The 11204-nt window shown below is 44.1% G+C and carries 9 protein-coding genes; 3 read left to right on the top strand and 6 right to left on the bottom strand.

Features of this window, described 5'->3' with window-relative positions:
• Positions 1-323: 323 nt before the first annotated feature.
• From FD44_RS02515 to FD44_RS02505, 3 genes are all read right to left on the bottom strand, one after another.
• Positions 324-3050 carry a YhgE/Pip domain-containing protein gene (locus FD44_RS02515; protein ID WP_010620311.1) on the bottom strand — a complete coding sequence of 909 codons (2727 nt, stop codon included), beginning with the start codon at positions 3048-3050 and terminating at the stop codon, positions 324-326.
• Complete coding sequence (locus FD44_RS02510) at positions 3037-3519, bottom strand: Rrf2 family transcriptional regulator (protein WP_010620312.1); 483 nt, start codon at positions 3517-3519, stop codon at positions 3037-3039. The genes FD44_RS02515 and FD44_RS02510 overlap by 14 nt, the downstream gene beginning before the upstream one ends.
• 289 nt (positions 3520-3808) lie before the next feature.
• Positions 3809-5740, bottom strand: a complete 1932-nt coding sequence (locus FD44_RS02505; protein WP_010620313.1) for an ABC transporter ATP-binding protein/permease — start codon at positions 5738-5740, stop codon at positions 3809-3811.
• Positions 5741-5948: 208 nt separating this feature from the next.
• Here FD44_RS02505 and FD44_RS02500 point away from each other — a divergent pair, with 208 nt between their 5' ends.
• The 3 genes from FD44_RS02500 (at position 5949) to FD44_RS02490 (ending at position 8878) form a co-directional block, all read left to right on the top strand.
• Positions 5949-6875, top strand: coding sequence for an L-lactate dehydrogenase (locus tag FD44_RS02500; protein ID WP_010620314.1), 927 nt, complete (start codon positions 5949-5951; stop codon positions 6873-6875).
• Between the two features lie 125 nt (positions 6876-7000).
• Positions 7001-7921 (top strand): L-lactate dehydrogenase, encoded by a 921-nt coding sequence (locus tag FD44_RS02495; protein ID WP_010620315.1) that lies wholly within the window; start codon positions 7001-7003, stop codon positions 7919-7921.
• Between the two features lie 87 nt (positions 7922-8008).
• Positions 8009-8878: a DegV family protein gene (locus FD44_RS02490; protein ID WP_010620316.1), complete on the top strand. Its 870-nt coding sequence runs from the start codon at positions 8009-8011 to the stop codon at positions 8876-8878.
• A gap of 116 nt (positions 8879-8994) precedes the next feature.
• Here the strand turns inward: FD44_RS02490 and FD44_RS02485 are convergent, their stop codons facing one another.
• The 3 genes from FD44_RS02485 to FD44_RS02475 form a co-directional block, all read right to left on the bottom strand.
• Entirely contained in the window at positions 8995-9747 is a 753-nt protein-coding gene (locus FD44_RS02485) for an NADP-dependent (R)-specific alcohol dehydrogenase (RefSeq protein WP_010620317.1), read from the bottom strand.
• 129 nt (positions 9748-9876) lie between these two features.
• Positions 9877-10725: an aldo/keto reductase gene (locus FD44_RS02480; RefSeq protein WP_010620318.1), complete on the bottom strand. Its 849-nt coding sequence runs from the start codon at positions 10723-10725 to the stop codon at positions 9877-9879.
• 127 nt (positions 10726-10852) lie between these two features.
• Positions 10853-11161, bottom strand: coding sequence for a hypothetical protein (locus tag FD44_RS02475; protein ID WP_010620319.1), 309 nt, complete (start codon positions 11159-11161; stop codon positions 10853-10855).
• Positions 11162-11204: the final 43 nt, after the last annotated feature.

Raw genomic sequence — 11204 nt, 5'->3', positions numbered from 1 at the left:
TTGGCTTGGAAAAGGTGCATGGCGTTCCGTTAGGAAAACTGGTGAAGCAAAGCATCACCTTACTGTTGTATAGCTTAAACGAGTTCCACAAAAAAACACGCCCCCCATTTCTGGGAGACGCATCTATATTAAGGGCTAAGAGTGACTTGAGGTAGGGGTTGTGCTTAAACATATATATGACATGCAAAGATCATAGAAAAAGTTACTTAATTAGGGTTTGTTCGTCCTCTTAGCTAATATCTAACCTGGAAACCTCATCTCGGTTTCCTCACCCATATACTAGCATATCCCCAGTATTTTCCGGCACATATTGACTCATGATTTTATCTAATTTTATCTAGAATTCCGGTATGGTCTTCCGTCCATGTTCCATCATCTTGGAAACGGAAATGAAGATGCTTAACAAAGTAGAATCCGAGCCATAGCAGGTTGCTGACAATCAGCATGACGAACAAGTACAGCACGTCTTTGCCAATTGGTCCGCCAATCGACAGTGTATTCCGCAAGGCATCAATCGAGTACGTCATCGGCAACCATCCGTGGATGGCCTCGAAGAACCCGTTTGATAATTCGATTGGATACGTCCCGGCAGATCCTGATAGTTGTAGCACCATGAAGACTAACATGATGAACGACCCGACCTTACCGAGCGCTACCGCGAATAACGATATCAGACTGAGGAACGCAAGCGCCGTCAGTAATGTAACGCCAAACGTTGCCCATGGATGCAATGGATGCAATCCGTCGACAATCATCAGCAAGCTGACAACCGCAATCGACTGCAAAATAGCCATTGCGCCAACAACTGACGCTTTACTTGCCCACCAAGCAGACCCCTTGTTAGGGTACTTACGTGGTGAATATAGGTCATACATGATGGTGAACGTTAAGCCACCAACGAATAGTCCGACTGAGATCATGTATGGCGTCATCCCAGTTCCGTTATTTTCAACGGGAGCCGTTTCATCATGATCTTCCTTAACGGGTGTTGACATCATTTTGTACGTCTTAGGTGTTGCCTTTAACTTAGCGACTTGCTTGGCACCAGCTGCTAACTGCGTGTGAAGTGTGTGCGTTCCGTCGCCTAACGTCCCAAGGCCACTGTTGAGAGTCTTAGAACCGCTGGCAAGTTTGCCGGCACCGGTCGCTAATTGGCCAGCACTTGAATCAATCGTATCTGCACCATTTTGAAGTTTAGTGCCATTTGAAGCTAGTTGTTGGGTACCAGAAGCAACCGCAGCAGCACCTGATGACAGTTGACCACTCTTGGAATTCAACTGACTTGTCCCGCTGGCAACCTGTCGGCCACCACTAACGAGCTGGTTAACACCAGACGTCAACGTTGGCATCTTGCCGGCCATTTGACTGGTTCCGGCGTAGATTTGGTTAGCGCCACTCGTCAATTGGCTAGAGCTATTGTTAAGCGTCCCAATTCCGGTCACAAGTTTGCCAAGGTTCTGACTGTTGGTTGCGGTAATCAGGCCACTGTTCAGCTTGTGTGATGCCGTGGTTAACTGACTAACCCCAGATTGAAGCTGTGCGAACTGTGTCATACTGTTTGATCCGGCGGTTAATGCCGAGTTTAATTCGTTTAATTTCGTTTGAAGCGTCGACTGAATAGCCGCAACTTCTCCGGCAGTCGTGTTGCTTGAACTGCCAGTTAAGCTGTCAGCGGCCGTTTTGATTGACTTAACATCAGACGAAATCGCATTGATTTTCGTTTGGCGATCTTTCATATCACTAATGACGCCATTAAGTTGTGATTGTTGTTCACTCGTCAAATTAGGATCATTGGCCATTTTACGTAATTGCGTCAAATTGGACTCTTCAGAAAGACCACTAAGTTGTGTCTGCAGATTAGTGGCAAGCGTCACGACTGAGTCGATATCTTTTCCTTGATCCGTCTGATTGAGAATATCATCAACCTTAACGTTAATTTGATCAAAAGCCGTCTGAGCCTCTTTCAGCTCCGTTTGACCTTTGGTAAGTTCACCGCTTAAGGCGTCAATCTTAGCGGAGTTGGCCTTCAGTGTGGCGTCTAACGTATCCATTCCACCTGCGAGCTGAGTTGATCCATCTCGAAGTTGAATTAAGCCGTCACTTAAGCTATTTGCCCCCGTATAAACTTGTTTAACACCATTTGTATAGGTCGTTAAACCGGTGTCCAATTTCTTGGCCCCCGTATTCAGTTGGTCAACCCCTTTGGCAAGTGGGCTAACCTGTTTGCCTAGCTTGGTTAAGCCATCAGAGAGCGTTCCGGCACCACCGTTCAGAGTGGCAACCCCAGCAACGTACTGGTTTAGACCCGTACTAACTTGCTTAGCACCACTATTAACTTTTGACACACCCTTGATGTAGGTTCCAAGGCTGGTATCAAATGTGTCCGCCCCACTCTTGAACTTCAAGGTACTTGTTGAAAGGGTTTGGAGCCCATCATTCAGCGTCTTGTCGCCAGCTTCGAGCTTTTCCGTTCCCTTATCCAACTTCCCGGCACCATTGCTGGCTTTGGTCAGGCCAGAACCAGCAGATTTAACGGCATCAAACATTGTCTTTGCGTAAGTTTTCGTAACCTGCGCGGAAACCTTGTTTTTCAGCTGGGTGGCAGCACTCGTCGTCATCTTTTCACCGATGAAACTATGACCAGCCGCCGTCTTGTAACTAAGATCCATTTGCTTAGGGGTCTTATTTAGAACAGTTGTCGAATTCTTCGAAAAGTCCTTTGGAATGGTCAAGACCATATAGTACTTACCATCCTTCAAACCCTTGTCAGCCTTGGATTCACTGTTCAAGTACTCCCATTTGAGTCCGTTATTATTGTGCAAATTTTTAACAAGTCGATTTCCGACGTTTGTTTTAGTTCCATTTAAACTAACTGTTTTATCCTGGTTAACAATGGCAACCGGCAAATCAGAGAGTTTACCGTATGCATCCCACAATGATGCTAGGAAAATGACGGCATATAATGAAGGAATGAAAATCAGTGCAACCATGACAATCCGCGTCCAACGTTTTGAAATCATGCTTTTCCATTCGGCTTTAAGTAGTGACATTAAGGTGTTCCCTCCCAACTTTTATAATTGATTCCCAGTCTACCTGATGGTCAATTGTCAGTAATTGACCTAGGTTAAATTGCTTTAATCGTTTGCGATAGAGTTGTTCTGCTTCTCCAAATGCGTTCATTAGCGCATCTTTGCGATTCAGGTCCTGCACATGATCAGAAAAGACTTGGCATGAAAGCCCGCTTGACTGCGCAAACTGTGCCTTTCCCTCAATCACATCAAAAACATCTAACAAGGTAATCTTCGAAAGAGGCCTGGCTAAGCGGAATCCGCCTTCGCGCCCAGAATCTGAAGTAACCAGTCCGAACACAACAAGTTGACGCATAATCTTTTTTAGGTAGGAGTCTGAAACAGCCAAACGTCCACTAATCAGTGAACTGCGCACTGGCTTTGAATTCTTTTGGAGTGCCAACATTGTTAAAATGCAAAGTGTTTGTTCGATTCCGGATTTAAATTTCATGATGTGGGTGCCCCTTTCTTTTAATTTTCATTTAGTATTCGTGGATAAAGTTTATCCACTTTGAAAATAATTTCAAGGGTTTTCATGCTGTCAATTCGTGGAGCAGTGTCCATTAAAATTAATTATAGACTATTATGAAGCCTGTTAAGAAAATTTGATAAGTCAACGGCTTTGTTAGAAATGCTTAATAAAACATTTCTTCACAAAATAAATGAAAACGCGTTGCTGTGATTTTCAAACAAAAAAATAGCCACCAGAATCTGGTAGCTACTTCTCTCTAATTTAAATTTTACTCATACGACAATGCTTCAATTGGATCCATCTTTGCCGCTCTTCTCGACGGTGCGAGGGCCGCTAACAAGCTAATCACAACTGAAATCACAATTCCAAACGTTGCGTACCCCGCCGTAATGCCAACCAGCGAGTAATTAATCGCACTATCCGAGATTGCGTTGATTCCCCATTGCGCCAAGTAACCGAAGATTAGCGCAAGAATACTTGAGAACAGTCCCAGGAAGAACGCTTCAGAAATAAACAAGTTTCGAATATCACCCTTACGAACACCAAGCGCCCGCAAAATCCCGATTTCCTTCGTCCGCTCCGTCACACTGATGTACAGCACCACAATAATCATGATGGCTGAAACAAGCAGTGAAATTCCGGCGATTCCGGCAAGCACGTAGACGGCTAACTGGATATAAGTATTCAGTGTATCAACGATTGAACCGACACCCGTAATTTGATACTGGGCCTTACCCTTGTTGTCGCTATTTTTGTAAGCCTTAATCTTGTCTTGAACCTTATCAACGTTACCAACTTCGTTAATCTTAACCGTCACAAAGTTCGGGTAAAATTTGACGTTGTTTTCCTTATATAAGGATTTAATCGTGTTAAAGGTGATGACGGGACCGTTACTATCCGCAACGATGCCCGAAACCTTCAGTGACTTCTTCATCGTCACTGGTTGGTTGTTGGCCTTAAGTCCAGGCAAGTAGAACGTAATCTTTTTACCAATCATCTGGTTCGGATTCTTTTTATTGAACTTCTTAGCAACCGCCTTGGTGATGGCAATTTCGCCAGACTTAGGTTGATTCCCCTTCTTCAGGTTCTTGGCCATCATGGTACTATTCTTAGTTTGCACAAATTGGAGCTGCGCGTTGGTCTTATTATAATTGACCGTGGCACCAGAAGCGTAATAGCCCAATTTGGCATTTTTAACGTTCTTAATTTTGGCAAATTTATCAGCATCAGACTGCGTCATTTCCGTCTTTGCCGGCTTTTGACTATTCGTCTTCTGCGCAACTTGAACTGAAGTTGGGTTCACCTGCGAATAAATTTCGTGGTTGATGTACCCTTTGACCCCAGTTCCCAGTCCCAACATCAGTAGCACGGAGAAAATCCCGATTGACGCACCAAAAATAATCAAAATATTTCGCGTCAAATTGTAGCGCATGTGCTTCAACGCCATTTTGACGGTCGCACCAAATCCTAAGCGCTTTGTTGGCAGCACTTCCGGATTGTCGGAAACTGGGAAGGTTTCCTTGATGTGGTCATCTTGATCAATCTGACCATCTTCCATATGGACAATTCGAGTTCCGTGGTTAGCAACCTCTTGTGAGTGGGTCACGGTGATGACGAGTTTGTCATCCTTGGCAATATCATCGAGCAAGGCCATGATTTCCTTGGTATTCTGAGAATCCAGCGCACCGGTTGGCTCATCGGCGATGATGATTTCGGGATCTGACGCTAACGCCCGCGCGATGGCGACCCGCTGCTTTTGCCCACCCGAAATCTGGTTTGGATACTTGTGAATGTGTTCCTTCAAGCCAACCTTCTCAAGAAGTTCCTTGGCCCGCGCCAGCTGTTCCTTCCGAGAGAGCTTGGTCATTTCAAGGGACACCATGACGTTATCCAAAATGCTGAGGTGACTAATTAAGTGGAAGTTTTGGAAAATAAAACCGATTGTTTCGCGCCGATAGGCATCCCACTTCTTCTCATTATTATCGCGAAGGGACTTGCCATTTAGCAAGACTTCCCCGGTATAGCGGGCATCTAGGCCACCGATGATGTTCATCAGTGTCGTTTTACCGCCACCAGATTCACCCAAGATTGAAACGAATTCCCCTCGTTCAAACGACAGGTTGATCCCCTTTAAAACTTTAAATTCCTCTTTATTAACATAGTAAGATTTATGAATATCTTTTAGCTCTAGAAAGCTCATTTGTTGCCTCCCTTAAAATTAGTTCGCCAAACACCCTGGCAGTCACAAAGTATACCCTTCCTATTGGTCTTTTTCGCCAAATGTGTCGCTTTTTATTAAATCATAAGAATGGCGCAACTTGACAGTTTTTAAAATGATTGATAGATTAGTAAACAATGAGAATTTGATTAGAGTGACACATACTTTTAAGAAATGAAGGCTTTTACATATGAGAAAATTTGCAATTGTTGGAATCGGTCACGTTGGTGCGACCATTGCGTACACCTTAGTTACGAAAGGGATTGCGGATGAATTAGTCCTGATTGATAAGAACAAGGAGAAGGCAACTGCTGAGATGCTCGACCTTCAAGATGCCCAAGCACGACTAGACTCGCACACCACCATCAAGGCGCATGATTACGCTGAGATTGCTGACGCTGATATTCTATTTGTCACTTCTGGGAACATTTATGCGTTAACCAAGAATTCCGGCGACCGTTGGGCAGAGTTCAAGGATACCAAGCAAATCGTCCAAGATATTGCACCAAAAATTAAGGCGTCTGGATTCCACGGCGTCCTCATTGATGTCATGAATCCGTGCGATTGCATCACTTACTACCTGCAGCAGGCAACCGGCTTACCTCAAAACCAGGTATTTGGTACCGGCACCTTTCTCGATACAGCTCGGATGCAAAAAGTTGTCGGGGAAACGTTTGACGTTGATCCCAAGAATGTTACCGGATACACGCTAGGCGAGCATGGCGTATCCCAATTTACCGCCTGGTCAACCGTTCAGGTAAACGGCCTCGCCATCGAAAGTTACCAAGCAGAAAAGCAGCTTAATTTCGACGATATGGAAGAAAAGGCCCGCTTTGGCGGCTGGACCGTTCACTCCGGCAAAGGCTACACAAACTTTGCAATCGCAACTTGTGCCATTAAACTCAGTCAGGCTGTTTTGTCGGATGCTAAATTAGCTTGTCCCTGCTCCTCATTTAACGAGAAGTATGGAACCTACGTCGGCCAACCTGGCGTGATTGGCAAAAATGGCGTTGAGTATGTCACCACTTTGCCGCTGACCGATGAGGAAGAGGAGAAGTTCAAGGCATCAGCGAACTTCATTCGGGAACGATTTGAAACACTGCCAAAGGTAAAGTAAATTAATACGACAATAAACGGCCAAGACCTTCCGTCTTGACCGTTTTTAATTCGTCTTTAATCCTCTTTCGCTCCGTTAGCTGTAAAATGAAAACGGAAACATAATACGAAAGCGAGGCATTTACAATGCGCAAAATTGGCTTAATTGGAATGGGAAACGTTGGGGCAACCATCGCCTATACGTTAGTAACTAAGGGACTTGCTGACGAACTCGTCATGATCGATAAAAATGAAAAGAAAGTCGTTGCTGAACAACTAGATTTGCAGGACTCCTTGGGCCGTTTGGACTCAAACACTACCATCAAAATTCAGGATTACTCAGAATTAAAGGATGCAGATATTTTGATTATCACGGCTGGCAAAGTTGCCGCAATGGGCAGCGGTGCGGATGGCCGCATGGGCGAGCTTTCATTTAACAAAATGGTCGTAGCCGACATGGCGCCGCAAATCAAGGCGTCTGGCTTTAACGGAATCATCATTAGCATCATGAATCCGTGTGACTGCATGACCCAATATTTACAAGAGCAGCTCGACTACCCACGAAATAAAATCTTTGGAACGGGCACTTTCCTCGATACCGCCCGAATGCAAAAAGTCGTTGGCCAATCATTTGGTGTGAGTGCCAACAATGTTTCTGGCTATGCTTTGGGCGAACACGGTGCTTCTCAATTCACCGCCTGGTCAACTGTTCAGGTTAATGGCGTGCCAATTCGAACGTTGCAGCATTCCCACAATGTTGATTTGGACAAATTTGAGGAAGCCATTCGCCTCGGTGGCGTCATGGTGTTCGAAGGCAAGGGCTACACCAATTTTGCCGTTGCAACCTGTGCGGTTAAATTAGCCATGGCGGTCTTCTCCGATGCCAAATTAGCCTGCCCGGTTTCCGCCTACAGTGATGCCTACAAAGTCTATATCGGTCAACCCGCCATCATTGGTAAAAACGGGATTGAATCGCTGACTCAAATTGCTCTGACCGCTGATGAGGAGCAGAAAATGAAGGCCTCAGCTGACATCATTTTGGAAAAAGTTGAAACGTTGCGTCACTAATCCTTTTTTAATCGTCGCGTCGCGTGACAGTGGGCTTTCAGGGGCGTAAAATATGAAGTAATAATGAGCGAACGAAGAAGGTGCACAATGTATCAACTATTAACGGACTCGTCGGTTGATTTACCATTCCAACTACTAGTCGACAACAACGTTGAATTTGTCTCGCTACACGTCAACGTCAACGGCCAAGAATACAAGGACGACCTTGAACACCACTTTGATTTAGAACACTTTTACGACCAAATTGACTCCGGATTGATGCCGAATACGGCTCAAATTAATATCGGTCAATTTGTTGCCTTTTTTGAGCCTTACGTCAAAGCTGGCACCCCCATCCTCTACCTCGGATTTTCGTCAGGATTGAGTGGGACATTTAATAGCGCCCAACAGGCTCGAAACTTACTATTAAATACGTACCCCGATGCCAAAATTTGTCTGGTTGATTCCCTAGCGGCCAGTTCCGGTCAGGGCCTCATGCTGCTTGACGCGGTGGATAAACGGGATGCTGGAATGGGAATAGCTGAGTTATCCGATTGGCTGGTTCGCAATCGACTTCACTATCAGCATTGGTTCACGGTTGATGATCTGAACTATCTGTATCATGGTGGTCGCGTCTCGCGAACTTCCGCAGCTTTCGGAACGTTGCTGCACATTAAACCGATTATGGATATGGATGCCAAGGGCCATTTGCGCGTTGTCAAAAAAGCGCGCTCTCGGCGACGATCCCTCGAAGCGTTGGCAGCAAACACCGTGGCAACGCTGGTTGATCGGGAATCTCCAAGAATCCTAATTTGCACGTCCCGAGCCGTTGATGCGGCCCACGTTATCGAAAATGAAATTAAAAAGACAGTTCCAAATGCTAGATTCACCATCACCAAGATTGGCCCCACCATTGCAAGCCATACCGGTTTGGGATGTGTGGCGGTGTTCTCATTTGGTAGTGAAAAACGGGTTTAATTATTATTATAATTGAACGCTTTTACAGTTCAGACACCTCTTTTGTTTTCTGAATTGTATAACATAGGTAAAAAAGACGACCATTTTATTGGTCGTCTTTTCATTACATCACTATTTTATTGTGCTGAATATCCACCATCAACCGTAAATTGGGCTCCAGTTGCATAGGTTGATTCATCTGAAGCGAGGTAAACACAGATGTAAGCAATGTCTTTAGGGGTTCCAATATGCCCAACTGGGGTCTTGGTCCTTACAGACATTCTTTCTTCCATCCCTTTTTGTGCCTTAACTAGTGGTGTTGCAATGTATCCAGGATGAACGCTGTTTACCCGAACCCCATAGTCACGCAATGCACTATCAAGGGCAGCAGATTTAGTTAGCAAAGTACTACCACCCTTAGAAGCATTATAAGCACCTAAGTTTGGATCTCCCACAAATGCTTCAATAGAAGCCATGTTAATGATTGAAGCTCCGCCATCTAAGTTTTTCATTTGTCGGATTCCTTCACGCGTGCCAAAAAAAGTCCCATTCAAGTTTACTCCAATGACACTCTTCCATTCATCATCAGTAGTATTCTCAATACTCTTTTCGACTGAAATACCTGCATTATTTACTAACGTTGTAACTTCTCCAAAAGCTTTTCTTGCAAAATCAAAAACCTTTGGCCACTGGCTAGAATCAGTAACATCTTGCTTATAAAATTTAATTTTGTCTGGTTTATTTAACTTTTCAATACTTTCCGCTGATTTATCATCGATGTCAGTAACGACAACCTTAGCACCTTCATCTGCGAACTCCTCAGCAATTGCTAAGCCAATTCCTTTAACGCCACCAGTAATAATTGCTACTTTATTGTCTAACCTTCCCATAAATAACACTCCTTTCAAATTAACTTACACGATTATTGTAGCATAATGTGATATACATCACATGTTCTCCAAGAACCAAAAAAAGCACCTCAATTATCATTGGGTGCCTCCTTAAAAGATATTTTAATTTTAAAATGCAGTCGTATCCGGATTCGTCGCCAGCCCTGCCTCACCATGGTGGTCATCGATTTTTTTCATATCAGTTTCATCAATTTCAAAATCGAAGATCTGGGCATTCTCCTTAATATAGTCTTTATGAATCGACTTAGGGAGTGGTAGGAATCCGTGCTGTAAGTGCCATCGCAAAATGAGTTGCGGCACTGATTTGTGATACTTTTTGGCAAGTTCGCCCAATTCGGCAATAGCAAAAACCTTGCCCGTTCCGAGCGGGCTGTATGCCTCCGACAAAATGCCGTGATTCTTGTTATAGTCAACGACTGAGGGCTGTAAATCTGACGGATTAAGAAATATTTGGTTAACCATTGGCTTAATTTCAGCCGTTTCTAGTAGTGCGTCCAAGTGGTGTTCACGGAAGTTTGAAACGCCGATTGCCTTCACTTTACCATCACGATAAAGTTCTTCCATTGCTTTCCAGCTTTCAGCGTTCATTTGTTGCCAGTTGTCTCGAAATTCAGCAGGATTAGGCCAATGAATCAGGTACAAATCAATATAATCTAAACCCAAGCCACATAACGAATTCGCAAATCCTTGTTTAGTCGCCTCATAACCATGTTTGGCATTCCACAATTTAGTGGTTACAAATAGATCCTGTCGTTTGACACCAGAATCCTTAATTGCTTCACCAACGCTTTCTTCATTTCCATAGGCAGCAGCCGTATCGATGTGGCGGTATCCTGCACGCAACGCTTCGCTCACTGCTTCGTAAGCAACATCCCCAGATGCTGTCTGCCAAGTACCAAATCCCACAATTGGTATCTTAACGCCATTACTTAATTGATAAGTATCCGTTAGACTCATTTGCTTTCTCCTCCTTGAACACACTGACTAGTTTACACTGGTAATTTTACTAGTAATTAGTTCAGGGGGGAAACATAAAGTCTCAGAATTTTTTAATTATTCTAATCATTAGGTAGGAAACTGCTTATTACTTTGTTTGCTTGTCGTGACGTTCATCAATTGCTTCAATGTAGGTCAGTTGCCCTTCATCTTCGGCTAACCAATCTGTGTCAATCAAGTAGTGTCCAACTTCTGTGATGGGGATCCAAATTTCACTTCGCGCAATGTCTTTTAATGATTCCCAGTAAGTTTTATCTCGTTTTTTAGTGGCTTCTTTAGGCACGTTTACAAACACAACTTGATGATTTTCGGTAATGGCCAACAGCTTGTGTGGGGTTACCGTTATGAGTTGAACAGGAATAAGTGGCTGTTCTGAGTAGTTGTCTTCAAGTAACATAATCATCAATCCTTCTTTCTGAATATAACCATCATATCGTCAA

Origin of the sequence: Secundilactobacillus malefermentans DSM 5705 = KCTC 3548, from assembly GCF_001436395.1 — a bacterium.
Taxonomy (GTDB): domain Bacteria; phylum Bacillota; class Bacilli; order Lactobacillales; family Lactobacillaceae; genus Secundilactobacillus; species Secundilactobacillus malefermentans.
This window is presented reverse-complemented; position numbering and strand designations above follow the sequence as displayed.

What these genes read in the sequence shown, in the direction of transcription:
- FD44_RS02515 (WP_010620311.1), bottom strand. Translation starts at nt 3,050, where the DNA reads ATGTCACTACTTAAAGCCGAATGGAAAAGCATGATTTCAAAACGTTGG.
- FD44_RS02510 (WP_010620312.1), bottom strand. Translation starts at nt 3,519, where the DNA reads ATGAAATTTAAATCCGGAATCGAACAAACACTTTGCATTTTAACAATG.
- FD44_RS02505 (WP_010620313.1), bottom strand. Translation starts at nt 5,740, where the DNA reads ATGAGCTTTCTAGAGCTAAAAGATATTCATAAATCTTACTATGTTAAT.
- FD44_RS02500 (WP_010620314.1), top strand. Translation starts at nt 5,949, where the DNA reads ATGAGAAAATTTGCAATTGTTGGAATCGGTCACGTTGGTGCGACCATT.
- FD44_RS02495 (WP_010620315.1), top strand. Translation starts at nt 7,001, where the DNA reads ATGCGCAAAATTGGCTTAATTGGAATGGGAAACGTTGGGGCAACCATC.
- FD44_RS02490 (WP_010620316.1), top strand. Translation starts at nt 8,009, where the DNA reads ATGTATCAACTATTAACGGACTCGTCGGTTGATTTACCATTCCAACTA.
- FD44_RS02485 (WP_010620317.1), bottom strand. Translation starts at nt 9,747, where the DNA reads ATGGGAAGGTTAGACAATAAAGTAGCAATTATTACTGGTGGCGTTAAA.
- FD44_RS02480 (WP_010620318.1), bottom strand. Translation starts at nt 10,725, where the DNA reads ATGAGTCTAACGGATACTTATCAATTAAGTAATGGCGTTAAGATACCA.
- FD44_RS02475 (WP_010620319.1), bottom strand. Translation starts at nt 11,161, where the DNA reads ATGTTACTTGAAGACAACTACTCAGAACAGCCACTTATTCCTGTTCAA.